The organism is Actinocrinis sp. (assembly GCF_035650855.1).
In the GTDB taxonomy this organism is placed as follows: Bacteria; Actinomycetota; Actinomycetes; order Streptomycetales; family Catenulisporaceae; genus Actinocrinis.
On sequence record NZ_DASRGV010000339.1, the window covers coordinates 1 to 25,630 of the forward strand.

23 protein-coding genes are annotated in these 25,630 nt (G+C 70.3%); 7 read left to right on the top strand and 16 right to left on the bottom strand.

Annotated elements, in window-relative coordinates; translation table 11 throughout:
- A partial coding sequence (locus VFB40_RS23830) for an arabinofuranosidase catalytic domain-containing protein (RefSeq protein ID WP_324854346.1) occupies nucleotides 1-1,157 on the top strand: 1,157 nt, incomplete at its 5' end.
- 553 nt (nucleotides 1,158-1,710) lie between these two features.
- Entirely contained in the window at nucleotides 1,711-3,882 is a 2,172-nt protein-coding gene (locus VFB40_RS23835; RefSeq protein WP_324854348.1) for an autotransporter outer membrane beta-barrel domain-containing protein, read from the top strand.
- Between the two features lie 128 nt (nucleotides 3,883-4,010).
- On the opposite strand, the gene VFB40_RS23840 is transcribed toward VFB40_RS23835, so the two are convergent.
- The 3 genes from VFB40_RS23840 to VFB40_RS23850 form a co-directional block, all read right to left on the bottom strand.
- Nucleotides 4,011-4,409 carry a mycothiol transferase gene (locus tag VFB40_RS23840; RefSeq protein WP_324854350.1) on the bottom strand — a complete coding sequence of 133 codons (399 nt, stop codon included), beginning with the start codon at nucleotides 4,407-4,409 and terminating at the stop codon, nucleotides 4,011-4,013.
- 85 nt (nucleotides 4,410-4,494) lie between these two features.
- The gene (locus VFB40_RS23845; protein WP_324854352.1) at nucleotides 4,495-5,154 is read right to left on the bottom strand and encodes a response regulator; all 660 of its coding nucleotides are present in this window, start codon (nucleotides 5,152-5,154) and stop codon (nucleotides 4,495-4,497) included.
- Entirely contained in the window at nucleotides 5,151-6,395 is a 1,245-nt protein-coding gene (locus tag VFB40_RS23850) for a sensor histidine kinase (RefSeq protein ID WP_324854354.1), read from the bottom strand. Before VFB40_RS23850 ends, VFB40_RS23845 begins: the two co-directional genes overlap by 4 nt.
- A 123-nt stretch (nucleotides 6,396-6,518) precedes the next feature.
- Here VFB40_RS23850 and VFB40_RS23855 point away from each other — a divergent pair, with 123 nt between their 5' ends.
- The 3 genes from VFB40_RS23855 (at nucleotide 6,519) to VFB40_RS23865 (ending at nucleotide 9,277) form a co-directional block, all read left to right on the top strand.
- Nucleotides 6,519-7,307: an ABC transporter ATP-binding protein gene (locus tag VFB40_RS23855; protein WP_324854356.1), complete on the top strand. Its 789-nt coding sequence runs from the start codon at nucleotides 6,519-6,521 to the stop codon at nucleotides 7,305-7,307.
- The gene (locus VFB40_RS23860) at nucleotides 7,304-8,098 is read left to right on the top strand and encodes a hypothetical protein (RefSeq protein ID WP_324854358.1); all 795 of its coding nucleotides are present in this window, start codon (nucleotides 7,304-7,306) and stop codon (nucleotides 8,096-8,098) included. Before VFB40_RS23855 ends, VFB40_RS23860 begins: the two co-directional genes overlap by 4 nt.
- 150 nt (nucleotides 8,099-8,248) lie before the next feature.
- Nucleotides 8,249-9,277, top strand: coding sequence for an isocitrate/isopropylmalate dehydrogenase family protein (locus tag VFB40_RS23865; RefSeq protein WP_324854360.1), 1,029 nt, complete (start codon nucleotides 8,249-8,251; stop codon nucleotides 9,275-9,277).
- 69 nt (nucleotides 9,278-9,346) lie between these two features.
- Here the strand turns inward: VFB40_RS23865 and VFB40_RS23870 are convergent, their stop codons facing one another.
- From VFB40_RS23870 to VFB40_RS23905, 8 genes are all read right to left on the bottom strand, one after another.
- Nucleotides 9,347-9,673: an antibiotic biosynthesis monooxygenase family protein gene (locus VFB40_RS23870; protein WP_324854362.1), complete on the bottom strand. Its 327-nt coding sequence runs from the start codon at nucleotides 9,671-9,673 to the stop codon at nucleotides 9,347-9,349.
- 72 nt (nucleotides 9,674-9,745) lie between these two features.
- Entirely contained in the window at nucleotides 9,746-11,107 is a 1,362-nt protein-coding gene (locus VFB40_RS23875; RefSeq protein ID WP_324854364.1) for an FAD-dependent oxidoreductase, read from the bottom strand.
- Between the two features lie 89 nt (nucleotides 11,108-11,196).
- A complete protein-coding gene (locus tag VFB40_RS23880; protein ID WP_324854366.1) occupies nucleotides 11,197-12,396 on the bottom strand; it encodes a cytochrome P450 in 1,200 nt (399 codons plus the stop codon).
- Between the two features lie 42 nt (nucleotides 12,397-12,438).
- On the bottom strand, nucleotides 12,439-14,235 hold the full coding sequence (locus VFB40_RS23885) for a non-ribosomal peptide synthetase (protein WP_324854368.1): 1,797 nt from the start codon (nucleotides 14,233-14,235) through the stop codon (nucleotides 12,439-12,441).
- Complete coding sequence (locus VFB40_RS23890) at nucleotides 14,232-15,302, bottom strand: LLM class flavin-dependent oxidoreductase (protein WP_324854370.1); 1,071 nt, start codon at nucleotides 15,300-15,302, stop codon at nucleotides 14,232-14,234. The genes VFB40_RS23885 and VFB40_RS23890 overlap by 4 nt, the downstream gene beginning before the upstream one ends.
- Entirely contained in the window at nucleotides 15,299-15,940 is a 642-nt protein-coding gene (locus VFB40_RS23895) for a flavin reductase family protein (RefSeq protein WP_324854372.1), read from the bottom strand. The genes VFB40_RS23890 and VFB40_RS23895 overlap by 4 nt, the downstream gene beginning before the upstream one ends.
- Nucleotides 15,941-15,956: 16 nt before the next feature.
- Entirely contained in the window at nucleotides 15,957-17,549 is a 1,593-nt protein-coding gene (locus VFB40_RS23900) for a tryptophan halogenase family protein (RefSeq protein WP_324854374.1), read from the bottom strand.
- A 150-nt stretch (nucleotides 17,550-17,699) separates the two neighbouring features.
- Nucleotides 17,700-18,638, bottom strand: a complete 939-nt coding sequence (locus VFB40_RS23905; RefSeq protein ID WP_324854376.1) for a sigma-70 family RNA polymerase sigma factor — start codon at nucleotides 18,636-18,638, stop codon at nucleotides 17,700-17,702.
- Nucleotides 18,639-18,721: 83 nt separating this feature from the next.
- On the opposite strand from VFB40_RS23905, the gene VFB40_RS23910 reads away from it, so the two are divergent.
- Nucleotides 18,722-19,270 carry a YceI family protein gene (locus VFB40_RS23910; protein WP_324854378.1) on the top strand — a complete coding sequence of 183 codons (549 nt, stop codon included), beginning with the start codon at nucleotides 18,722-18,724 and terminating at the stop codon, nucleotides 19,268-19,270.
- A gap of 107 nt (nucleotides 19,271-19,377) precedes the next feature.
- Here VFB40_RS23910 and VFB40_RS23915 read toward each other — a convergent pair whose 3' ends face one another.
- Together VFB40_RS23915 and VFB40_RS23920 are read right to left on the bottom strand one after the other, a co-directional pair.
- On the bottom strand, nucleotides 19,378-19,872 hold the full coding sequence (locus VFB40_RS23915) for a winged helix-turn-helix domain-containing protein (protein WP_324839534.1): 495 nt from the start codon (nucleotides 19,870-19,872) through the stop codon (nucleotides 19,378-19,380).
- 339 nt (nucleotides 19,873-20,211) lie between these two features.
- A complete protein-coding gene (locus tag VFB40_RS23920) occupies nucleotides 20,212-21,708 on the bottom strand; it encodes an MFS transporter (protein WP_324854380.1) in 1,497 nt (498 codons plus the stop codon).
- 194 nt (nucleotides 21,709-21,902) lie between these two features.
- Between VFB40_RS23920 and sigJ the strand changes: the two genes are divergently transcribed.
- Nucleotides 21,903-22,790: an RNA polymerase sigma factor SigJ gene (sigJ, locus tag VFB40_RS23925; protein WP_324854382.1), complete on the top strand. Its 888-nt coding sequence runs from the start codon at nucleotides 21,903-21,905 to the stop codon at nucleotides 22,788-22,790.
- 27 nt (nucleotides 22,791-22,817) lie between these two features.
- Here sigJ and VFB40_RS23930 read toward each other — a convergent pair whose 3' ends face one another.
- From VFB40_RS23930 to VFB40_RS23940, 3 genes are all read right to left on the bottom strand, one after another.
- Nucleotides 22,818-24,122, bottom strand: coding sequence for a cation:proton antiporter (locus VFB40_RS23930; protein ID WP_324854384.1), 1,305 nt, complete (start codon nucleotides 24,120-24,122; stop codon nucleotides 22,818-22,820).
- A 6-nt stretch (nucleotides 24,123-24,128) separates the two neighbouring features.
- Nucleotides 24,129-24,335, bottom strand: a complete 207-nt coding sequence (locus tag VFB40_RS23935; RefSeq protein ID WP_324854386.1) for a ferredoxin — start codon at nucleotides 24,333-24,335, stop codon at nucleotides 24,129-24,131.
- Nucleotides 24,336-24,396: 61 nt separating this feature from the next.
- A complete protein-coding gene (locus VFB40_RS23940; RefSeq protein WP_324854388.1) occupies nucleotides 24,397-25,593 on the bottom strand; it encodes a cytochrome P450 in 1,197 nt (398 codons plus the stop codon).
- Between the last annotated feature and the right edge of the window lie 37 nt (nucleotides 25,594-25,630).

Here is a 25,630-nt window from a genome sequence, read left to right on the forward strand (position 1 = left end):
CCGGCACCACCTGCACGATCACCCGGATTTACGATCAGACCTCGAACCACAACGACCTGGTGATTTCCTGGGGCGGCCTGTGGAAGGGCCCCGGGCCCAACGGCGCGGACATCGGCGCCAACGCGATGGCGCTGCCGGTAATGATGGCCGGTCACCAGGCCTATGGGGTCAAGGTCACGCAGGGGGTTGGCTACCGCGTCGACAACGCCAAGGGCGTGCCGACCGGTTCGCAGCCCGAGGGCGTGTACATGGTGACCTCGTCGAACCTGGTGGATCAGTACTGCTGCTTCGACTACGGCAGCGGGGAGAACTCGCACACGGACACCGGTAACGCGACCATGAACGCGATCGAGTGGGGCACCGCGTGCTGGTTCGGCGGCTGCACCGGCTCAGGCCCCTGGGTCGAAGCCGATCTGGAGAACGGCATGTACGCCTCCAGCAGCGGCCCGAACCAGCCGGGTTATACCGGGGTCAACTTCCCCTTCGTCACGGCGATGGAGAAGAACAACGGCACGAGTAACTTCACCATCAAGTACGCCAACGCCACCAGTGGCGGGCTGACGACAGGGTTCTCAGGACCGTTACCCAGCGGCTACTCGCCGATGAAGACCGACTCCTCCATCCTGCTGGGCACCGGCGGCGACAACAGCGTCAACGGAGTCGGAGACTTCTTCGAAGGCGCGGTGATCTCGGGCTATCCGTCCGACGCCACCGAGAATGCGGTACAGGCCAACCTCGCCGCGACGGGCTACTCCTTCAGCCGCACCGGTGAGGTGCACGCGCTCGGCGCCGGCAAGTGCCTGGATGACCCGTACGCGACGGCGACCCAGGGCACCCAGCAGCAGATCTGGGACTGCTGGGGCGGCGCGCAACAGATCTGGACGTACACCGCCGCCAAGCAGCTGACCGTCACCGTCTCCGGTCAATCGCTGTGTCTGGACGCCTACAACCAGGGCACCGCCAACGGCACGAAAGTCGACATCTGGGGCTGCGACGGCCAGGCCAACCAGCAGTGGAACCTCAATGGCGACGGATCCATCACCGGCGTCCAATCAGGGCTCTGCCTCGACGTGACCAACAAGAGCACGGCCAACGGCGCCCTGATCCAGCTGTGGACCTGCTGGGGCGGCAGCAACGAGCAATGGGCACTGAGCTGAGCATTCGCGTCACTGCCGGCAAGAAGTGACGGCGTTCGGCCCGGCCCCGTGAGCGACGGGAGCCGGGCCGAACGCCGTGTGAGCCCAGTGTTCTGGCGCCCAGCCGATTGGCGCCCTTTATGCAGCGTCTTCAGTTGCTCGAGCCCGCTGCCCGCTCCTGAGCGAATCGGTTCGATCACGATGAGCCGTGCCGGTGCGATCGCAGGGCGGCTTTCCTAGCGCTGTAGCGGGGGCGTTTTACGGCCTGTGGTTGAGCCCTATGACCCCTACACGTGCCTAGTTACGCAGTCAAGGTCGCGGGACGGAGCGGTGCGGCTGCCACGGATCCACGCGAACCCATTGACACGCGCGGAATCCGGCGCTTTAGTTCTGACGAATCGGTTCGACAGTCGCACCGGATGAGCGCACCGGCTGCGCGGCCGCTGAACCGAGCCGTTCCAGCTCTTCAACGCGCGGCGCCCGGCGCCGTGCGGCGGACGAGCACGTCCCGCACCGAATCCGCGCGCCTCGACCCGCGAGCCGTCAGGTTTCGTCATTTCGAAGGAGAAGTGACTTGGCACATATCAAGATCAGAAGCTGGCTCGCGGTCGGCGCGACCGCGGCCCTCGCCGTGGTGGCGGTGCCGCCGAGCGCCAGCGCGGCGACGGAATCGCTGGCGGTGAACCTGTCGAGCAGCGCCGGGGCGATGACCGGCGTCGGCGAGGGCTTCCTCTACGGTCTGAGCCAGGACGGCAGCGCGCCCGGCGACAACTACCTTCAGCCGCTGAGTCCCACGCTGATGCGAGGCGGCGGCGCACGCATCGCAGGTGACGGCTGGATCGGCGACGGCTACAAGGCCGGGACCGGCTATCAGGCGCGCATCACCTCGATCATCGACCAGGCCAAGCGCATGACCCAGGCTCCGTACCACGCCGAATACGTCCTGATGCTCAGCGACCTGTGGGGCGCCGACCTGACCCAGCCGAGCAACGCGCTCTACCCCTGCAACAACGGCGACTGCTCGAACTGGATCACGTTCATCGACGACACGATCGCCGCCATGCAGTCCGCCGGCGTCACGGTCACCTACGAGCCCTACAACGAGCCGAACGGCGGGGGCTTCTTCCCGCCGGGAATCGGGACTCAGTACTGGAACATGTGGAACAGCGCCGTCCGGGAGATCAGGCGGCTGGCCCCCACCGCACACATCGACGGGCCCGCATACGCCGGAGGTCCGACGAGCGCCTTCCAGACCTGGATCCAGACCGCGCAGGCCGCGGGAACGCTGCCCAACGTCATCAGCTACCACCTTGAGGGCGGCGGCACCGAGGACCCGGTCGCCGCGGTCGCCCAAGTCAACGGGTACCTGTCCGCCGACGGCATCACCGGCATCACCCAGTCGGCCAACGAGTACATTCCGCTGAACGTGCAGAACTCCGCCTACACCGCGTGGTCGCTGGACCGTTTCGCCCAGTCCGGCATGGCCACCGCCGCCCGCGGAGAGTGGACCAACTGCTGCATGTCGGGCGACCTCGGCGTCATCCTCACCAACACCGGCGGCAACCTGGTGCCCTCCGGCCAGTACTGGACCTACCGCGCTTACGCCAACCTGACCGGAACCCGGGTGGCGACGACGGGCAGCGGCAACACGGCCATCACCGCGGCCGTCGACAGCACCAAGAAGCAGGCGGCGGCGCTCATCGGCGACTCCGCGGGCTTCGTCGGGCAAGCGAACGTGGCGATAAGCGGGTTCAGCGCCGACCCGTGGCTGCTCTCGGGCGGCACGACTCACGTCGAGGTCGATCGGATCCCCGACGTGGCCTCACTCAACAGTCCGCAGACGGTCTACAGCGCCAATGTCACCGTCTCCGGCGACGCGATCACCGTGCCCGTCACGCTCGGCGACGCCAACGGCGCCTACGCCCTGTTCGTGACGCCGCCGAGCTCGACCACCGCGGACACCACCAGCGACGACACCGCCACGTCCGGCACCGACCACTTCAGCTACGGCTCGAACTGGGGCACCGCGACCGGCGTGTCCGATCTATATCAGGGCACTGCGCACTGGAGCAACACCACCGGCGGCACCGCCACGTACACCTTCACCGGCAGCGGCGTCACTATCTGGGGCGTCAAGGACCACGACCAGGGCATCGCAGCGTTCTCAGTCGACGGCGGACCGGTGACCTACGCGGACGACTATGCCAGCACCCGTACACCCCAGGCGCCGCTGTGGTCGAGCAGCGGGCTGGCCCCCGGCACCCACACGGTGACGATCAGCAACACCGGAACGAAGAACTCCTCAAGTGCCAACGACACCGTCGCGATCGACTACGCCACTGTCACGCCGAACGTCTCAACCATCGATGACGGCACGACATCCGGCGCCACCTCGTTCTCGTACGGCAGCAACTGGGGAACCGCCACCGGCATCGGCGACCTCTACAACGGCACCGCCCACTGGAACAGCACCGGCGGATCGACCGCGACGTTGACCTTCACCGGCACCGGCGCGGTCGTCTTCGGAGTCAAGGACGTGGACCAGGGCATCGCCACCTACTCGGTAGACGGCGGTACGGGCCGTAGTGTCGACGACTACAGCGCTAGCCGCGTCCCCGGAGCGAGCCTGTTCACGGTGTCCGGCCTCACTCCGGGAAGCCACACCATCACGATCACCGTGACCGGAACCAAGAACAGCGCGAGCTCCAACGACATCATCGCGCTGGACTCCGCGACCGTCTTCTGACCCAAGGCGGTAGCAGGTTGTTGACTCTGGTCCGGGCCGTCGGCACCTCGGCGGTCCGGACCATCTGGGCGAAGATGACAGTGGCGCAGCTCCGAAGGGGCCACGGTGGCCCAGCGGCGCGATGGAGGTTATGCGTTGCCGAGCGTGGCTGCCCCGGCGGCCTGTTCGATCTTCGCGCAGTAGGCTGCGCGGGCTTCCTCGTCGATCGGCCTCTCGTATTCAGCGAATGACCCGGTCCTGCCGTCGAGCCCTTCGCGCAGGATGTCGGTGTGTCCGGCGTGGCGGACGCCGCCGTCGTGGTCCTGCCACCGGGGCAGCCGTTCCGGGGAAGGCCGGTCGAAGACCTCGCCGAAGTACCAGGCCTCGGCGGTGGCCACGTGTTTGACCAGGCCGAGCAGGTTGGTCCCGGTCGCTGTCAGAGGTCGGCGGATGTCATATTCGGACAGGCCGTCGAGTTTCCGGAGCAGTGCATTGCGATACCGGCGCAGCACTTTGTGCAGGTGCGCCTTCGCGAATTCGTCGATCATGGGTCACGAGCCTGTCAGGCAGCGCCGGTGGGCTCAACCGCAGCCGCTTGCCGGATGGCACATCGCTTCCGTGGCCGCGGCGTCGCTACGGGTTCGTGGGATCGACCAGTCCGGCGCGGTAGGCGATGATCACTAGGTGGACTCGGTCGCGGGCGTCCAACTTGGTCAGCAGATGCCTGACGTGTGTCTTCGCGGTACCGGGGCCGATGTGCAGGTCGCGGGCGATCTCGCTGTTGGACCGGCCGCGGCCGACGAGGGTGAGGACTTCGCGCTCCCGGTCGGTGATCGTGTTCAGCGCCGCGCCGTCGGGCGGGGGTGCGGTCCGGCGACCGATGAACTGGGCGATCAGGCGTTTGGTGATGGCGGGGGCGAGTAATTCGTCTCCGCGCGCGACCGCCCGGACCGCCTCGAGCAGGTCTCTGGGGCGCGCGTCCTTGAGCAGAAAACCGCTGGCCCCGCCCCGCAGCGCCGCGTATACGTACTCGTCGAGGTCGAACGTGGTCAGGATCAGGACCTTGGCGTTCCCGTCGGCCGCGATCACGCGGGTCGCCTCGATCCCGTCCATGTCGGGCATGCGGATGTCCATGAGCACGACGTCCGGCGATTCGGCCCGCGCGAGCGCGACCGCCTGGCTGCCCGTGCCTGCTTCGCCGACGACGGTCAGGTCTGGCGCGCTGTCCACGATGCCGCGCAGCCCGGCCCGCACAAGGGCTTGATCGTCGGCAACCACGACCCGCACGGTCACGATGACGGCTCCGCGGCGGCTGTGGGCGGCAGCGGCAGGCGGGCGGTGACTAGGAACCCGCCGCTTTGGGTGGGACCGGCGTGCAGATCGCCGCCGTAGAGCAGCGCCCGCTCGCGCATGCCCGCGAGACCGCGGCCGGGCGGTGCGGCGTCGGTCGGTTGCGCGGTGGCTGACGCATCATTGCAGACCTCGATGGTCAGCCATGCGTCCCCGTAGTCGATCCGGGCACGAGCCGTCTCGGTGCCCGCGTGCTTGATCACGTTGGTGAGCGCTTCCTGGATGACGCGGTAGGCAGACAGGTCTTCGCCCGGAGGCAGCGGCTGCGGGCTCCCGGTGACCGTCAGATTTACCTGCACACCTGCGTGCGCAGCGTGTTCGATCAGCTGTCCGAGGTCCGCCAGGCCCGGCGTAGGAGCCAGGTCTGGTTCGGGGCTCTGCTCGTCCCCCGGATCGGCGCGCAAGACGCCCACGAGGTTGCGCATCTCGCTGAGGGCGAGACGGCCGGTGCTCTCGATGATTCCGAGCGTGGAGCGGGCGGGATCCGGGCTCGCGGAGTCGGCGCTCTGATCGATCATCAGGCCGCCGTATCCGGCCTGAATGGTGATCACGCTCATGTGGTGGGCCACTACGTCGTGCAACTCTCGGGCGATGCCCATCCGCTGCGCCGTGATGTCCCGCCGCGCCTGCTCTACCCGCGCCTCCGCGAGTTCCGCCTGGCTGCGTAGCAGGTCCGCGGTGTAGCGGCGATGCATGCCGACGGCGTACCCGATCGTCCACACCGCCGTGTACGCCAACGCGAAGAATACAGCCGCGCCCCTGTGGTGAAAGTCCGGCAGCGCTGTGGTCGTTGCCGCCGCAAGCGCGGTCACCAACGCAAGCACCGCGGAACGCGGCCGGCAGTTCGCGGCCACGACGTAGAGCACGTACGCGAGCGGCACCAGCGCGGCCACGATCGAGCGGGGAGCCAACGCCGCGAACACGCCCAGCACGGCGAGCAGGAGGTAGAAGGCGCCGAGCGGCCGTCGTCGGCGCCACGCGATCGGCCAGGCCGGCGCGAGCGCTCCTGCCAGCGCGGCAAGCGGTTCGCCCAGGCCGTGGGAATGCTTGGCGAGCAGCATGAACGTCAAGAGCGCGTAGACACCGGCCAACGCCGTGTCCAACGCGAGCCAATGCGCCGGGCGCACGCGAGCCAGCAGCGGCCGGTGCGTGGTCGGCCCGGTAGACGGAGCGCCGGTAGACACAGTCGCAAGCGTAGGCACGCCTGACTGACGCGGGCATCAACCGTGAGGCTTATGCCAGAGGGATACGCGGAACGACGCCGTGGGCAGACGCGCCAGGCTCGCCGGCGCGGCACGGTTGGCCGGGTGAACACTCAATCGCAAGCCCCCGCGGTGGAGATCCGGGGGCTGACCAAGCGTTTCGGCGGCACGACCGTGGTGGACGACCTGGCCTTCCGGGTCGAGCCGGGCCGGGTGACCGGCTTCCTCGGGCCGAACGGCGCGGGCAAGTCCACCACCATGCGGATGATCCTCGGCCTGGACACCCCCACCGCGGGCCGGGCGCTGATCGGCGGACGGCCTTATCGGGCGCTGGACAAACCGTTGAACGTGGTAGGAGCGCTGCTCGAGGCCGGCGCGGTCCATCCCGGCCGCCGCGCCCGAGATCACCTGGCCTGGCTCGCGGCGAGCAACGCGCTGCCGGCCGCCAGGGTCGGTCAACTGTTGGAGCGCACCGGGCTCTCGTCGGTGGCCGGCAAGCGGGTCGGCGGCTTCTCCCTGGGCATGCGCCAGCGCCTCGGGATCGCCGCGGCGCTGCTCGGCGATCCGCCGATCCTGCTGTTCGACGAGCCGGTCAACGGGCTGGACCCGGAGGGCGTGCTGTGGATCCGCACCCTGATGAAGTCGATAGCCGCCGAGGGCCGCGCGGTCCTGGTCTCCAGTCATCTGATGAGCGAGATGGCACTGACCGCCGACCACGTGATCGTGATCGGGCGTGGGCGGCTGATCGCGGACACCGGCATGCGCCAGTTCATCGAGAGCGCGGGGCCCGGCGCCTCGCTTGAGGAGGCTTACATGAGGATGACGGCCCAGGCCGTGGACTACAGCGCCGACGCGGCGGCGATGCGGACTGAGACGAGGGGACCGGGTCGATGACCAGATTCGCCATCCCGCTCGCGGTCCTGTGCTCCGAGTGGATCAAGCTGCGCACCGCCCGCTCCACCTATGTCGCGCTCATCGCCGCGTTCGTACTCGGCCTCGGAACCGGGCTGCTTGACGTCCTCTCGATCACCGGCCACTGGGCCACGATGAGTGCGGCCGACCGCGCCGACTTCGACCCGGTCGGCGATCCGCTCAGCGGCTTCCAGCTCGGCGAACTCGCCCTCGGCGCCCTAGGCGTACTCGCGGTCAGCACCGAATACGCCACCGGGATGATCCGCAGCACACTGATCGCAACCCCGCGCCGCGCCGTCGTGTACACCGCCAAGGCACTGACCCTAGGACTGCTCGCGCTGCTCGCATCCCAGCTGTGCGCGTTCGCGGCGTTCTTCCTCGGGCAACTGGTCCTGCGCCGTCAGCATCTGAACGTGAGCGTGACCGCGCCGCATGTGCTGCGCGCGATCACCTTCGCAGGCCTGTACATGGCCGTGGTGACGATGGTCGGTTTCGGCCTCGGCGCGCTCATCCGCCACACCGCCGGCGCCATGGCCGCCATGTTCGCACTCGTCTTCCTCACCTACCCGGCAGCACGCGCCTTCGAAGGGGCCAGCTACCTGCCCGACCACCTGACCCTGGCAGATGCCGCTACGGCGCTGGTCACCATCGCACCGCCTACCGGCCCGCACGCGCAACGGATCCCGTCGTTCGGATTCGCCTGCTTCGACCTGGCGCTCTACCTGGTCGTGTTCCTCGGGCTGGGCGCGGCTCGCGCTCTGCGCGACGCGTAGAGCGCTGCCGATCAGATGTGCGTCACGGGACTGAAAGGCGACAGATCTGCGATGGCCCGACCGCGGCGCACCTAGCCTGGCCTCAAGCGGCGTCGCCGCCTGTGAGAGGTCGCTGCCTGCGAAAGGTCGTTGCCTGCGAAAGGAGGCCCGTTGCACGTCATCACTGTCATACCGGGCGACGGTATCGGCCCGGAGGTTATCGATTCCGCGCTTGAGTTGCTCGAAGCGCTGGATGTCGACTTGTCGTTCGACGTTCTCGATCACGTCAACGCGGCGCGTTACCGCCGCGAAGGCTGCGCGTTGAGCGATGCGGACGTGGCGCGAGTCGCGGCGAGTGATGGGCTGCTGCTGGGGGCTGTCGGCGCGCCGGACCTTGAAGGCACTGACTACGTGCGCAGTGTTCTGCTGCGTTTGCGCGGCGACTTCGACCTTTACGCCAACTATCGGCCGGTCAGGCTGTGGCACGATCGGCTAAGCCCGCTTCGGGACACCGCGCGTCGTGCGATCGATTGTGTGATCGTCCGCGAGAACACCGAGGGACTCTACAGCGGCGTGGGCGGCAACTTGCGTGCTTCGTCGCGCATGGAGGTCGCTATAGACGCCGACGTCAACACCTGGCACGGGGTCTCCCGGATCATGGATTTCGCCTACCAGACGGCGCGCCGCGAGGTGTGCCTCGTGGACAAAGCGAATGCGGTACGCGCCGGGGGTCGGCTTTGGCAGCAGTGCCAGCGGACCTGCGCTCAGCAGCACCCTGAGATCGCGTCGACGCACCTTTACGTCGACGCCGCCGCGATGAACCTGGTGACGGATCCTGGCGCCTTCGACGTCATCGTGACCAGCAATTCGTACGGGGACATCCTGAGCGATCTGGCCGCCGCGCTCGCGGGCGGCATCGGGCTGGCCCCCTCGGCGAGCCTCAACCCGGCGACGAACTTCGGGCTTTACGAACCGGTGCACGGATCGGCGCCGGATCTGGCGGGAAAGGCCGTCGCTAACCCGCTCGCCTGCTTGCTCACGGCGGCGCTGCTGCTGCGCGGCCTGGGGCTGGCGGCGCCGGCGGACGCGACCGAGGCGGCAGTGGCCGGGGCGATCGCGGCCGGACGCGTCACCCCGGACCTGGGCGGCACACTGAGCACTCGCGAGGTCACGAGCGCGGTTCTCGCCGGGCTCGGGTGAGGCCGCGACCGCCGCGGCGGTGTCGCTGGCGTCGGCCCGTCGCGTTGTTCCGCCGCGACGGGCCGGCGCTCAGGGCGATGGGTAACCGGCCTCTGGCGCGGTGGAACTGGTACGCACCACATCGGCGATGCTCAGCTCGAAGAACTCATACCACTTGGTCCGGCCGAGTTCCTTCGCGTCCTGATGCTCCGGGTCGTTGCGCCACTTCTCCAGCGTCTCCGGGTTGCGCCACCAGACCAAGGCCAGGCGCTCGCCGTCGTCGGCCGTGTACTTCTTGAGCTGGACCAGGTCGTCGCCTGCCATTTCGCGCACCCGCTTGGCGAGGTGCTCCTCGGTCGCGTCATACTCCGCGTCGACCTGGTCGGAGAAACGCGACCGGAAAACGACCAGAATCACTGCATCCTCCTCGGGATTCGCGGCGCCCGCGCGCGGGCCGTCGCAGTCACGGCTGCGGTCACACTGCTGCGGTCACACTGCGGCGCGGGGCGATACCGCGGCCCACTCGCGCAGCCGGCCGTCGGGAAGGTCGGTCGCGGCGGCGAAGCCGTGCCGGTCGACGATGCAGGACGCCAGATCGCGCAGGTCGCGATCCTCGGCGAGCGCCGAGCTGAAGCTCTCCTGGCTGAATGCGCAGCGTTCGTACAGCGGGACGAAGCGGTCCGGCATGAGGTTCACCAGCCGCTGGACGACCGCCTCCTCGGCCTGCTGCCGCGGGTCCGGCAGCCGGGACATGGTGCGGTAGTGCTCGTACGAGATTTCCGCGATCGCGTCGCCGTCGGCCCGGCGGGTCCGCTCGTACTCGGCGAACGCGGCCGCCCAGTCCCGTTCTCGATCGAGACAGGACACCAGCGTGCGCACGTCCTCGAACGCGCTGTTCATGCCCTGGCCCATGAACGGAGCCATGGCGTGGCAGGCGTCGCCGATCAGGGCCGCGCTGCCGCCGTGGACCCAGCGGTCGCAACGCGTGAGCCGGACGGCGCAGATCGGCTTGGTCTCCAGTTGGGCCGCCAGGTCCGGGATATCCTCGGCCAGGCCGGGAAAGCACCGCGCGAACTGCTCGGCCAGGGCTCGACCGCCGACCGCCGCGGCGTACGACGGAGCCGGCCCCTGGCTGCGGAAGAACACCGAGCCGGCGAACAGGTCGCTGGAGACCAGCGGGAAGGCCCCGAACAGCGCGTCCCCGGCCGGCCAGTAGTGCATCAGGCCTCGATCGCACTTCGGCAGCCTCAGCACCATCTCCTGGTACGCCAAGTCCAAGGTGCCGACGTGCGCGCGGGCTCCACGGGAGACCAGCGCGGCGCGCACGACGGAGTGCACCCCGTCGCAGCCGACCATGTGTTCGTAGCTGAGCCAGCGTTCAGAATCGCCCTCGCCCACCAGCAGAGCCGGCCGGTCCAGGTCGACCTGGCGTACCGGAAGTTCGAAGTGCAACCGCACGCCGGGCTCGGCCTGCGCCGCGTCAAGCAACAGCCGGTGCAGCCGCTCCCGTTCCACCGCCCAGATCGGGGTGTTGTACCGGCTGTACGGCGTGGTCACCGTGTCGCCTGAGGGCAGGTGCCCGCAGCGTCCGGCGAGCGGCACACAGATCCGGCGCACGCGCGGCTCGAGACCCAGTTCGCGCAGCACGCGCCAGCCGCGGTCGGAGAGGATCACCATGAGCGAGCGGCCGACCCGCGCGGGATCGCGCCGCGGGTCGCGGCGGCGCTCCAGCACGGTGACCCGGCCGAAGCGCCGCGCGAGGTAGATCGCGGCCACCGGGCCGGCCAGGCCGGCCCCGACGATGGCGATGTCACCGCCCGCCCCTGCCCGGGGCGGGCTCGAATCCTGCATCTCTGCTCCTCGTCACGAACCTGACATGTGACTGTGTCCTGACGCCGGCCGCCGGGCCGGCTCGGGCTGGGTCGTGCTGGGCCGGGCGCCTACCAGGCGACGGGCAGCTCGCGCACGCCGTACGCCACTCCGTCGTGCTTGAACGGCACTTGCTCGAAGGGAATGGCCAGGCGGAGCGTCGGAATGCGGCGATAGAGCGTGCCGTACACGACCTGCAGCTCCAGCGTGGCCAGCGGCCGGCCGAGGCAGTGGTGCGGGCCGTACCCGAAGGCCAGGTGGTGCTGGGCGTCCCGGCCGATGTCCAGCCGGTCCGGGTCGGGGAAGTTGTCCGGGTCGCGGTTGGCCAGCTCGCTCGCCAGGATGATGCCCTCGCCGGCCCGGATCGTCGTGCCCTCCACCGTGATGTCCGCGAGCGCGACGCGCCGCCGGCCGGAGTGCGAGATGTTCAGGTAGCGCAGCAGCTCCTCGACGGCGCTGTTCACCAGCTCCTGGTCTTCGGTGTCGCGCAGCCGCGCCAGCTGGTCCGGGTGCCTCAGCAGGGCGAGGGTGCCGAGCGCGATCATGTTCCCGGTGGTCTCCAGCCCGGCCACCAGAAGCGTGACGGAGATGTACGAGAGCTGTTCCTCGGTCAGCGCCCCGGTGCGCACCTGACTCTCGATCACGGAGGAGATCAGGCCGTCGGCGGGCTGGGCCTTCTGCCGCTCGATCAGCTCCCGCAGATACGCGCGCAGCGCCTCCTGCGCGCCGACCACGGTTTCCGGGGAGCTGTCCCGGTGCAGCATCAGCGTGGTCTGATCCTGGAAGAACTTGTGGTCGGCGTAGGGGACGCCGAGCATCCGGCAGATGACCTGGGTCGAGGTGGGGAAGGCGAACCGGCTGACCAGGTCCGCCGGGTTGGGCCCGGCCAGCAGATCGTCGATCAGGCTGTTGACGATGTCGGTGACGTCGCCGCGCAGCGCCGCTATGTTCCGGATCGCGAACGGCTGCGAGACCATCCGGCGCTGCCGGGCGTGTTCGGGGTCGTCCATCGCGACGAACGAGCGCCCGTCCTTGCGCCGCTCCCGGCTGCCCTCGTCGAAGTGCGGGTATCCCGGGATGGTCGAGTCGGCGCTGACCCGCGGATCGACCAGGAGCCGGCGCCCGAGCTCGTAGCCGGTGACCAGCCACGGCGTGCTGCCGTCCCACAGTTCGACACGCACGAGGCCGTCCAGCTCGCGCATGCGGGCCGCCGGGTCGAAGGGGCAGGCCGCGTCCTTGCGGATCGGGAAGCGGACCAGCTGCTCAGACACGCAAATCACTACCTTTCTCGCCGCGCCGAGCCGGCAGCGCGGCTATTCGCGGATGGCTTGGGCGATGTCGCGCAGGTTGCCCGCCGCCAGGACGGTGCGGATCGGCAGGCGCACCCCGAGCTCTTCGCGCACCGAGCTGATCAGCCGCGCCGCGAGCAGGGAGTTGCCGCCGATCTCGAAGAAGTTCGCGTCGAGGTCGACCGTCGGCAGCCCGAGCAGCGCGGCGACCCGGTCGCGCAGCACCGTGGCGGGACGATCGGCGCAGCCGGGGCCTGCCGGCGCGGGCGCGGCCGCGGAAGGCGCGGCTTCGGCGGCCGGCGGCGGCGTGCGCGTGGACGCGCCTGCCTGGGCGAGCGCCGCCCGGTCGATTTTCCCGTTGGGCTGCGTGGGGAAGCGGTCGAGCACCTCGATGCGGGCCGGAACCATGAATTCGGGCAGGGTCGCGGCGAGTTCCGCCCGCAGTTCGCCGCAGTCGAGGGTGCATCCGGGCTGGGCGGTCACGTACGCGACCAGCCGCGCGTCGGCCAGCTCCCCTTCCACGATCGCCGCGGCCAGGTCCACTTCGGGCTGAGCGGCCAGGCGGGCCTCTATTTCGCCCAGTTCGACGCGGAAGCCGCGCAGCTTGACCTGCCCGTCGATCCGGCCGGCGAAGTGCAGCCTGCCGTCCGGCCCGCGCCGGCCGCGGTCGCCGGAGCGGTACATCCTGCTGCCGGGCGGCCCCGAGGGGTCGGGCAGGAACCGCGCGGCGGTCAGTCCCGGCCGGTTGACGTAGCCGCGCGCCAGGCCGCTTCCGGCGAGATACAGCTCGCCCTCCTCGCCGTCCGGCACCGGCCGCAGGTCCTGATCGAGGATCAGGACCCGGGCTCCGGTCCACGGCAGGCCGATGTCGACGCCGTCCGCCTCGGTGATCGGCCCGGCGATGGTCGAGCCGACGGTCACCTCGGTGGGCCCGTAGCCGTTGAACATCCGGCGGCCGAGCGCCCACTTGCGCAGCAGGGCCGGAGTGCAGGCGTCGCCGGTGGACATGACGGTGCCGCCGAGAAGGACGCCCTCGCTGTCCGTGATGCTCAGCGCGGCCGGCGGGAGCACCGCGTGGTCGATCTCGTACTTGGCCAGGGTCTCGCGCAGCGGGTCGCCGGGCAGCAGGTCCTCGTCGTCGGCCATCACCAGCACGGCTCCGTGCAGCAGCGCGAGGGTGACGTCCCAGAATCCCGCGTCGAAACTGATCGAGGCCCACTGCAGCACCCGGTCGCCGGGCGCCACCTCGAAGCGGTCGGCCTGGGTGGCGACCAGGTCGGCCACGCCCTCCTGGGAGACCGCCACGCCCTTCGGCGTCCCGGTGGAGCCTGAGGTGTAGATCACGTACATCAGGTGTCGGTCCGTCAGGGGCGCGAGGCGCTCAGACTGCGCCAGGTCCGCCCCGCTCAGCCCGGCGTACTGCGCCGTGTCCAGGTCGACCTCGTCGAGCTGCCCGCCCGGCAGGGACGCGCCGCCGTCGCCGGCCCGCACCAGCAGGACCGGCGCGGCGTCCGCCACCATGAACGCCTTGCGGGCGGCCGGATAGCGCGGATCGAGCGGGAGATACGCCCCGCCCGCCTTGAGTATCGCCAGCAGCGCCACCACGAGATCCGCGGAGCGCGGTACGGCCAGCGCCACCAGGCGGTCGGGTCCGACGCCGCGCTGCACCAGCAGCCGCGCCAGCTGATTGGCCCGCCGGTTGAGTTCGCCGTAGCTGAGCGTCACGTCCTTGTACTGCACCGCGGGCGCGTCCGGGTTGTCCGCGGCGACCGCCTCGAACAACCCCGGAACCGTGCGCAGCGGTGCGCATCCCGCAGTCATCGGACCTCGCCGAGCGCCGGCCGCACCTCGGCGGCGAACAGCTTCAGGCTGCGCTGCATCTCTTCCAGCGACTGCTGGCCGCAGTCGATTTGGAACAGCACGATGTCCGTGCCCAGCTCCCGCTCGATCTGGCGCAGCTGCTCGGCCGCGTTCTGGGGCGATCCGATCACGGCCAGCCCGGCCTGTTCGCTCGGCCCTGAGCGGTGCTTGTCGACGACCGCCTCGCGGTAGCCCTGGTACGAGGTGGAGGTCCGGTTCTGCCAGGAGGCCGCCGCCGCGCCGAACACGTCCCAGTGCCGCCGCAGCGCCGCGGTGCCGCGCTCCGCGGCCTCTTCATCCGAGTCGGCGAGGTACATCGCGACGCTGATGGCCACGCGCGGTTCGCGGCCGCGGTTGCCCGGCGCGGCGCGGAAGCGGTCGCGGTAGAGCTCGATCATCTCCTTGACCTGGCCCACCTGCTCGCGGCTCGGGGCCGAGGCGATCAGCAGGTTGAAGCCCGAGTCGCCGATCCACTCGAAGCTGGAGCGGGTGAGCAGGGCCGCCGCCCACACCGGCGGGTGCGGCTGCTGGGTCGGGCGCGGGAAGGAGTTCGCACCCTGATACCGGAAGTACGGGGTGTCCTCGGCGACGTCGGACTCGGTCCACAGCCGCACCACCGCCTCCACCGTGGCCCGGAACCGGTCCTTGCTGCTGTCCATGTCGATGCCGAAGGAGTCGAACTCGTAGGGGAGGAAGGCGCGCGCGAAGCCGACGTCCAGGCGCCCCCCGCTCAACGCGTCGAGCTGCGCGGTCCTGGCGGCCAGCTGGATCGGGTGGTGGAAGGAGGCCTGGATGCCACCCGTCATCAACCGCACCCGGCTGGTGCGGGCGGCCACAGCCGACAGGAACGCGAGCGGGTCGGGGCAGTAGCCGCCGTAGGCGTTGAGGTAGTGCTCCGTCATCTTGACGTACTCGAGCCCAAGGTCCTCGGTCAGGCCTGCCACTTCCAGCAGGTCGGCGTAGTAGCGCTCGGCGCTGCGCTGCCCCGGCGTCAGGTCCGGCAGCAGCGAGATTCCGTAGTGCGTCATCTCGGCCTCTCTGTATCCGTGTGAGACGCGGGGCCGCGAGCGGCGACGCGGGTCACCCGCGCGCGGCCGGGCCGGTCCAGCGACCAGTACTCGTGCATTCCGTAGACCAGTGGCCGTCGCGGCAGCGAGGCCGCGGCGGTCACCGAGTAGACCTCGCCGAAGACGACGACGTGGTCGGCGATCTCGAGCGAGCCCGCGACCCGGCAGTCCGCGATCGTGTGCGCGTCGCGGTCAAGGTGCGGACCGCCGCTGCCGGGGTCCGCGCTCCATGGCACCTGCTCGAAGCAGTCCGGGCGGCGGGACGCGAACAGCTCGGCCACGTGCTTGGCCTGCTCGTCCAGCAGATTCAGCGCGAAGCTGCGCGTCCCGGTGAGCGCGGCCAGGGTGCGGCTGGACCGTTGGATGCACACCAGCAGCGTCGGCGGGTCGGCTGACACGCTGGACACCGCGGTGCAGGTCATCCCGTGCAACAGGCCGTCCGCGGCGCCGACGGTGACCACGGTCACGCCGGCCGGAAAGCCCGACATCAGCGTCTTGAACTCGTCGGCGGACACCGTGCGCGCGGCGGCGGGAGCCGTGCCCGCGGCCGCGGCGGAAATGGCGGCCGCCGGGCTACTCAGTGCGGTGGGGAAGGACACGCGAGCACCTCCCGTGTCACGAGGTGGGGACAAGACGGCCGTCGGCGGCCCCGTTGCGCCTGGCGGCCTGGTCCGCGAGGTACTCGTACTGTCCGGGAAGTCGCTCGCTCAGGGCGGCGGTCTGCGCCCGCACCCGCTGGAACTCGCGCCGGGCCGCCGTGGGGTCCAGCCGGCCGAGGACCGGCAGCGGCCGGATCGGCAGCCCGCCGAGGCCGAGGATCATGGCCGTGTACGAGTACGGCTCGAAGCCGTGGAATCGCGGGAAGACCGAGTTCGGGTCCGGCAGGCCGGTGCGCCAGGCCTCCAGCCGTTCGGCCAGCCCGTCGGGCATCGCGCGCGTCTTGGCGTCGCGCCAGTAGTCGTTGTCCGCGCGGGCCGCGCCGTAGTAGTGCAGGAACAGGAACTCCCTGACCCCGTCCATGACGCCGGAGGTCTGCCGGTTGTACGCCTGGCGCAGCTGCTCGTCGTCCCGGGTGCCGGGGAAGTGCCGCACCAGCTGCTCGATGGCGTTCTGGATGAAGAAGATCCCGGTCGACTCAAGCGGCTCGACGAACCCGCTGGAGAGGCCGACCGCCACGCAGTTCTTCACCCAGCTCTCGGCGCTGCGGCCGATCCGCATCTTGATGTGGTTGGCCGGCAGCCCGTCGGCTTCAGGGCCGACAAACGCGCGCAGCGTGCGTTCCGCCGCCTCGGGCGTGGTGTAGGCGCTGGAGTAGACGTATCCGGTGCCGATCCGGTTGAGCAGCGGGATGGTCCAGATCCAGCCCGCCTCCTGCGCGGACGCCGTGGTGCATGGCCGCATCCCGCGGGTCGCGACGTCGACCGGTACCCGTAGCGCCACCGCGCTGTCGTTGGGCAGGGACTCCTGGTACGACACGAACGGCACGCCGAGTGCCTGGTTGAGCAGCAGGCCGCGGAATCCGGTGCAGTCGACGAACAGGTCGCCGCTGATCGGCCCGTGCTGCGCGGTGCGCACGTGCGCGATGTAGCCGGCCTCGTCGAGGCGCACATCCGTCACGTCGTCCTGGATGTGGCGCACGCCGCGGGCGACGCCGTATTCGCTCAGGAAATTCGCCAGCAGGCTGGCGTCGAAATGGTAGGCGTAAGGGAACTGTGTCTCCTGACCGTCGGCCGCGGTGGGCGCCGTCTGGCCGTTTCCGCCGTGTTCGAGATCGGATTCGAACATCTTGCCGTCCAGGTACCGGGGCGAGCGCTTGGCGTCGCAGAGCCCGGACAGGACGGAGCAGTCGAGGTCGTATCGCTCGCACGGGCCGTACCGAAGCCACCAGTCGGCCAGCGAGAAGCCCTCGACGACGCGCGGCCGCTCGAACGGGTGGTAGAAGTGGTGGCCCGGGGCGCGCCAGCCCTCGAAGCGGATGGCCAGCTTGTAGGAGGCGTGGCAGGCCGGCATCCACTCCGGCTCGCTCAGTCCCAGGTGCCGGAAGAAGTGCCGCACCGTGCTGAACGTCGCCTCGCCGACGCCGATGGTGGAGACGGCCTTGGACTCGACGAGGGTGACCGCGAGCCGGTCGCCGAAGGTCGCCTTGAGGTACGTGGCGGTCATCCAGCCTGCCGTGCCGCCGCCGACGATCACTATGTTCTCAATCATGATTCCCGTCTTGGTCGGTGCGCGGATGGGAAACCGGGATCCGCTTTATTGCAGGATCCTGAGGCACACGCAGGACTCTGGCATGCCCCGGATCCCGGCGCGGCGGGCCGAAAAGATTCGCGAAAGAACGCGCTCGGTATGCGCGATTCCTTACTCGGTTCTTTCAGCGCGGTTGACGCGCGGGCGACGGCGGGTCAGATGATGGGGCATCAGATCATCCGGTAATGGTCTTATCCCGAGGCCGCGCAGCCGGGCCGGATCGGCGATCAGCTCGTAGCCCGCCACCCGCCCGTCGGCGATCGAGAAGCGCGCGGCCAGCAACGGCCGCCCGCGCGGCGTCACGAGCAGCCCCACGTCGCCGTCGACCATGGCGACTTCCGCGTCGGGCGCGTCGCCGAACCAGCTGATCTCCCGCGAGACCGACTCCACGCCGCGCAGCCGCGCCGGCCGGTCGCCGGACAGGGCGGCGGCGTCGGCCGTGCGCACGACGTCCGGGGCCAGACAGGCGGCGATGGTCTGCGTGTCGCCGCTGCGCGCCGCGGCGAGGAAGGCGCCCACGACCTCGCGGTGCCTGGCCAGTTCGACCGGACGGCGGGTGCGCGGACCGCGCACTTTGACCCGCGCCCGGCTGGCCAGCTTCTTCGCCGTCGTGGGGGTGCGGCCGATGACGGCCGCGATCTCCGAGAAGGGCACCCCGAACGTGTCGTGCAAGACGAAGGCCACCCGCTCCGCCGGGCTGAGCGTGTCCAGGACGATCAGCAGGGCGCGGCTGACCGAGTCGGCCTCGACCGCCTCCTGCTCGGGGCCGGCGCCGGTGCGGGCGGCGCAGGCCGCAGGGAGGTTCCCGGCGCACTCCTCGGGCCTGGCCCGCCGGCTGCGCAGCTGGTCCAAACACACCCGCGAGGTGACCGTGCGCAGCAGGCCGGGGAGATTGCGCACCTCGGGTGCGTCGATGCGGGCGATCCGCAGCCAGGCCTCCTGCACGGCGTCCTCGGCCTCCTCGCGCGAGCCGAGCATGCGGTATGCCAGGCCGAGCAAGGCCCTGCGGTTCTCCTCGAAACGCTGCGCCAGAAATTCGGGCCTGTCCATCGGTCACCTTTCCAGATCGCCATCCGACATACAGATGACCCGCGCGTCGCGGGTCGTGTGACGAGTTCACCTGGAGGAGTGAGATGTCCGAAGCAGAAGTCGAATTCCCGGGCTACGCGGCCGGAATGTGGAGCATCGACCCGGCTAACTCAGAAGCCGGATTCTCCGTGCGCCACCTCGGCGTGGCGCGGGTGCACGGGCGCTTCAACGCCCTCGACGGCACGATCAACGTCGGCCCGACGGTGGAGCAGTCCTCGGTGACCGCGCGGATCGAGACCGACAGCATCGATACCGGTTTCCCGGCCCGGGACGGGTACATCCGCGGCGAGGACGTGCTGGCCACCGGCGAGCACAAGCAGATCGTCTTCCAGTCCACGGCCGTGCGCCGCGGCCCGGACGGCCTGCTGATCGACGGCGAGCTGACCATCCGGTCCGTGACCAGGCCGGTCACCCTGACCGCGCAGGTCGGCGGCTTCGGCGTGGACCCGGTGCGGCAGGTGAAGGTGCTGGGCGTGAGCGCGCGGGTGACGATCGAGCGGGCCGACTTCGAGATCAGCCCGCACGTCCCGGCCGCGGTCGTGGGCGAGAAGATCGAGATCCACCTCGACATCCAGGCCTCGCTCGGCTCCTGATCAGGCGCCGGCCCTGATCCGGCACCGGTCCGGGAAAGGGCCCGCTCGCCGCCGCGAGTCTTCGGCGGCGGCGAGCGGGCCGCGTGCGGTGCCGGATCGCCCGCGGCTCACTCAGTGAGGGCTTCGAGGATGTATCCGCGCCCCCAGACGGTCTGAATGCTCAGGCCGATGGCGGCGATGCGGCGGCGCAGCCGCATGATCTGCAGGTCCAGCGCGTTCCTGGAGAGATTCCCGTACTGCTTGATCACCTGCTGCTCAAGCTCCGCCCGATAGACCAGCTCGCCGTAGTGGGCGACGAACTGCTCCATCAGTTCCGTCTGCGTGCTGGAGATCGCCACCGACTTGGTGCCGAAGTAGAGCACTCCGGTGGAGTCGAGGGCCGGCACCTTCTTCCCGTAGGCGCGCTGAATCAGGGCCTGGATTCGCGCGTCGACATCCTGGCGGGAGGCCGGCGCCCGGATCCAGTCCTCGGAGGGGTCGACGCACACGGGTGGCCGCGCGCCGGCTTCCAGGACCAGAAGGCACGGTATGCCGGCCTTCTTGCAGGAGTTGCGCACGCTGGCTTCGACCGGCCAGCGCACGAGTTTGATGCCTCTGCTCAAGATTTGCCCCTATCGCAAGCAGTTCGACTACTGACATGGCTGCACAGAAGTGCCCGTGGGCGGCACAAATCCACTCGGGTCAGTCGATGGGTAGAGGAGTTCGAGCGCACGGGCGCGTACTCAGCGAGCGTCGGTGCGCCCTTCACGCGCCCTGGTCCGACTTGATTCGGGTTCTTATTCGCTGCTGCTTCTCCCGGCGGACGGCAGCGCCGCGCCCACCGCGCTGGGCGCGGCGCTGTCATCCAAGGTTTCCGACATCCAACGTCTACGGCATCCAAGGTCTACGGCGAGGGCCGCGGCCTCGCATCCCACGGTGCGCGGGATGCGGGGCCGCGACGGTCAGCGCTCACCGTCCCCGGCGGACGCGCCGGCGGGTTCACCGCGCGGGGCGACCTGCGCCAGGCGCGCGGCGCTCTGCCGGAAGCCGGCGTAGGCGAGGCCGGCGGCAAGCGCGGTGCACGCCGCGGCGATCGCCACCGCCAGCTGGAAGCCGTGCAGGAACGAGTCGACGGCGGCGTTCCGGTACCCGTCGCCCAGCGCGGCGACCACCGCGTGCACTTTGCCGGCGCCGACGTTCTGCGCCTGCTGCGCGCCCGCCGCGCCGACCCGGCCGTGCCACGAGGAAGCCGCCGCGTTGACCCCGACGGCGCCGAGGACCGCCAGACAGACCGAGGAACCGATCTGCCTGGACGCGTTGAGCACGCTGGAGGCCGCGCCCGACACGCCGGGCGGCACGTCGCGCATCGCCACGTGCGTCGTGGCGGGTACGAAGGTGCCGAACCCGCCGCCGTAGAGCGCGTATCCCAGGGCACTGACCGCGAACGGCACCGTGCCGGAGCGGCTGAGCAGGAAGACGCCGACCGCGGCCACCAGCGTCCCGGTGACCGTGACCGTCGAGGTCCGGTACCGGGAGTCGAGCCGGCCGCCGAACTGCGCCATCGTCAGGAACGGCACGTTCATGAACAGCCAGGACAGCCCGGTGCGCAGCACCGACCAGCCGGCCACGTCCTGGAAATAGAGGGTGACCCAGAACAGCGCGCCGGTCATCCCGCCATAGGTGAGCATGTAGATGCCCGAGGCGGCGGAGAAGCTGCGCGCGCGCAGCAGCGCCGGCGGCAGCATGGCGTGCGGAGCGCGCCTCTCCCAGAGGAAGAACCCGAACATCAGCGCGGCGCCGGCCAGCAGGGGCACCGCGACCAGCGCCGAGCCCCACGGGTGACCTGAGGACTCGACGAACCCGAGCGTCAGGCAACTGAGGGCGAGACCGCTGCTGACCAGGCCGGGCAGGTCGAGCCTGCTGGCGCGCGGATTACGCGATTCGCGCACCGCCACGGCCGTGCACACGATGCCAAGAATCGCGAACGGCAGATTGATCCAGAACACCGACTGCCAGCTGAAGAAGGTCAGCAGCACGCCGCCACCCACCGGCCCGGCGCCGAATCCGGTGCCGCCGATCGCGGCCCAGGCCCCGATCGCCCCGGCGCGCTGCTGCGGCGGGTACGTCTCGGTGATCAGGGAGAGGGCCAGCGCGAGCATCGCCGCTCCGCCGACGCCCTGAACCGCGCGGAAGGCGATCAGGGCGGCGGCGTTCCAGGCCAGGGCGCAGGCGAGGACGCCGATCAGGAAGACCACCATTCCGCCGAGGAACACCCGCTTGCGGCCGTAGCGGTCGCCGAGCGCGCCGGCCGCCGGAATCAGCGCGGCCAGGCTGAGCGAATAAGCGCTGATGATCCACACCAGCTCGGCGGCGGTCATGTGCAGTTCACTCTGCATGGACGGCAGGGCGACGTTCACGATGGTTAAATCGAGTGAAGTCATAAACGTCGCCATGCACATGGCGAACAGCGTCAAGCGGCGCTGCCGCGTTGCGGTCAGTGTGATCACAGTGCCCCCAGGCGGTCGGCCACGCAGAATGTCACGGTGGCTACCATGTGCAATCGTCTGGTCATCTGTGCTCCTAGTCGGATCCAAGGCGTCGGGTCGGCTAGCCGCCCACTAGTAACGACCCTCGGGGACCAAGGAGTGTGACCGTGCCGGATCTGGATGGCCTGACGGAGCAGTTCGAGCAGGCCCGGCCGCGCCTGAGAACCCTCGCGTATCGCATGCTCGGCTCGCACGCGGAGACGGAGGACGCGGTCCAGGAGGCCTGGATCCGGCTCAGCCGCACGGACGCGGAGGAGCTGGAGAACCTGCCCGCGTGGCTTACCACGGTGGTCAGCCGGATCTGCCTGAACATGCTGAGATCCCGCGCGGCCAGGCCGGAGGATCCGGTGGGCGTGCACCTTCCCGATCCGGTCCTGGGCCGTGAGCAGAGCGCCGGTCCCGAGGACGAGGCGCTGCTGACCGACTCGGTGAGCCTCGCGCTGCTCATCGTGCTGGACACGCTGGAGCCCGCGGAACGCGTCGCGTTCGTCCTGCACGACATGTTCCACCTGACCTTCGATGAGATCGCCGCGGTGGTCGGGCGCTCCACGGTGGCCGCCAGGCAGCTGGCCAGCCGGGCCAGGCGGCGGGTGCGCGGCACCCCGCCGGGCGAGGTCGACGGGCGGTTCGCCGTGCGGCGCCGGGTGGTGGACGCCTTTTTCGCCGCCGCGCGGGAGGGCGACCTGAACGGGCTGGTGGCGGTGCTCGACCCCGATGTCGAGCTGCGCGCGGACGGCGGGCTGGTGCTCGCCGCGGCCTCAGGGGTGGTGCGCGGGGACCGGATGGTGGCGCAGCGCGCCGCGATGTTCCGCCAGCCCGGGGTCACCGTGCACGCGGTGCTGGTCAACGGCTCGCCCGGCGCACTGGTGGAACGGGAGGGCAAGCCGGTCTCGATCATGGGGTTCACGATCGAGCGGGAGCGGATCGTACAGATCCAGATCCTGCTCGACCCGGACCGCCTCAGCGCCTTCGACTTCGCCGCCTTCACCGCATAAGGCGGCCGCGCCGCACCCGCGGGCGCGTCAGGACACGCCGATGAGCTGTCCGGCGCGCTCGCCGCGCACGCGCTCCTGCTCGGTGACTTCGATGCCTGCCACGGCACGCCGAAGCACCGGCGGAGCCATGAGCGAGGTAGCGATCGCGATCATCACCAGCACGGTGTAAGCGGCCGTGTTCAGCACGCCCAGCTGCAGGCCGACGCCCGCGACGATGATCTGGATGACGCCGCGGGCGTTGAGCCCGGCGCCGAGGACCATGGCGGCCCGACGGTCGAGTCCGACCAGCCGGGCGCCGAGGAAGGCTCCGGCGAACTTGCCGAGGGTCGCCGCGGCGAGCGCTGCCGCCGCCGCCAGCGCGACGGCGGGCCGGGCCAGCACGCCGAGGTCCATGCGCAGCCCGGCTTCCGCGAAGTACAGCGGGGCCAGCACGGACAAGGTGACGCAGCGCAGCGGCGCCAGCTTGGCCGCCGTCGCACCGCGGCACGCGCCCACCAGCAGTCCGCCGAGCAGCGCGCCGAACGACGCCTCCAGGCCGACCGCCAGGGTCGCCGTCGCGCAGCCGAGGATCAGCACCGCGGCGACGGCCACGGCGCCCTGCGGCGAACTGGTCCGGTTCATCAGCGCCCGCGCTGCCGGGCGGCCGATCAGCGCGGCGAGCGCGGTGATCACCATGAGCCAGCACACCGGTTTGACCACGGCTCCGGGGCCGAGCGCGCCCGCGGCCGCGGCCGCGACCACGGACAGCAGCATCCAGCCGACGATGTCGTCGACCACGCCGGTCGCGACGGTCAGCTGGCCGATATCCCGGTGCAGCAGCCGCATGTCGGACAGCATCTTGCCGATCACCGGCAGGGCGCTGACACCCATGGCCACGCCGACGAAGAGGGCGAACAAGGCCGGTTCCCGCCCGGCCGGCCGCAGGATCGAGGGAGCGGCGAACCCGGCCGCGACGCCGAAAGCCAGCGGGATGAGCAGGCCCAGCGCCCCGACGCCCAGGGAGACCCGGGCGGTGCGGCGCACCAGACCGAGGTCGATCTCCAGCGCGGTGACACCCACCAGCAGAATCACGCCGATCTGGCCGATCGCGTCGAGCAGGTGCATTTGCGCCGCGGTCGACGTGTGCAACCACCGGAAGAGTCCCGGCGCGAGCCGGCCGAGCGCGGAAGGCCCGAGCAGGATGCCCGCGCACAGTTCGCCGGCCACCGCGGGCAGCTTGAGACGTTCGGCGAGCCGGCCGAGCAGCAGCGCGGTACCTAGCAGCGCTACCGTCTCGACCAGGAAGATGAGCAGAGAATGGCCGCCGAGCGGCGGGGAGGTGACGGGTGGCATGGCGCGCTAAGCGTCCACCTCTTCCTGGACCGCGATCGCCCGAGCCGGGCAGACCCGTGCCGCGCGCTGAGCCCGTTCGGCGAGTTCTCCGGACACCTCGGGCCGCAGCAGTTCGACGACGCCGTCCTGCTCGCCCTGGTCGAACACCTCGCCGACGGCGAGTGCGCACAGCCCGGAGCTGACACACCGCTGCTGGTCGACGGTCACACGCATCGCACCCTCTTTTCGCCTCGATTCCAGTTCTCCTGCCGGCGCGGCCGCGCCACGAGGTGTGTCACCGGGGAGTGAAGCGCACCGGCAGCGAGCTATAGCCGTTCAGGAAATTCGACTCGATCCGGACCGGCGCCCCGCGAAGCTCGATCGCGGACACCGCGCCGGTCAGCGCGCGCAACAGCGCCCGCAGCTCGGCCCGGCCGAGGAAGGCACCCAGGCAGTAGTGCGGACCGTGTCCCAGCGCCACGTGCCGGTTGGGCGAGCGCGCCAGGTCGAATGCGCGCGGCCGGAAGAACGCGTTCTCGTCGTTGTTCGCCGAGATGTTCCAGAGCGACACGATGTCGCCCGCGCGTATCCGCACGCCCCCGATCACGTGGTCGATGGTCGCCGTGCGGGCGAAGTGGAACGAGGGGGTGGCCCAGCGCAACGCCTCCTCGACGGCCGCCTCCAGGTCGACCCGGCCGTCCACCAGGGCGCGCCACTGCGCCGGATGCTCGGCCAGCGCCTTCACGGTGCTGACGGCCGAGACCCGGGAGGACTCGTCGCCGCCGATGATCAGGCTGTAGCAGTTCAGCGCGACCTCTTCGAGGGTCAGCGGCTCGCCGTCGACGGTTCCGGTGGCGATCGTGCTCACCACGTCGTCGCCCGGCTGCGCGCGCCGCAGCTCGGCCAGGTGCATGAAGTACATGACCAGTTCGTTGCGGGACTCCGCGGAGTCGAGCGGATCGGCGCCGGTCAGCGCGCCCTTGCTCCACTTGAGCAGGTCGGGGCGGTCCGTGCTCGGCACGGACAGCAGATCGCAGATGGTGTTGAGCGGCACGTGCTCGGCGACCTCGGCGGCGAAGTCGAACTCGCCGAGCTCGGCGGCCTGCCGCACCAGCCGCGCCGTGTACTGCTCGACCGCCTGGGCGACCGTGGCGAGCACCTTCGGCGACAGCGCCCGCCACAGCAGGGCCCGCAGCTCGCGGTGCCGGGGCCGGTCGGTCACGGCGAGCATCCGGCCGCCGGCCGGATCATCGCCGCGCAGCAGCACCTCGAGCACGGTCCCGCGGCCCGAGCCCAGCGAGGCCGGGTCGTTGTAGCAGGCCACGACGTTCGCGTAGTCCGCGACCGCCCAGAACCCCGGCTGTCCCCGCCGGCCTTCGTGCCAGGACACCGGCTCGTGCGCCCGCATCTCGGCGAAGTACTCGTAAGGGTCCTGTTCGAGGAACGTGCGCGCATCGGTCAGATCGAGGGAGAGCGTTCCGGTTCGGCTCATCGTGCGCATCACCACTGGCGAAGAGAAGGGTGCTGAG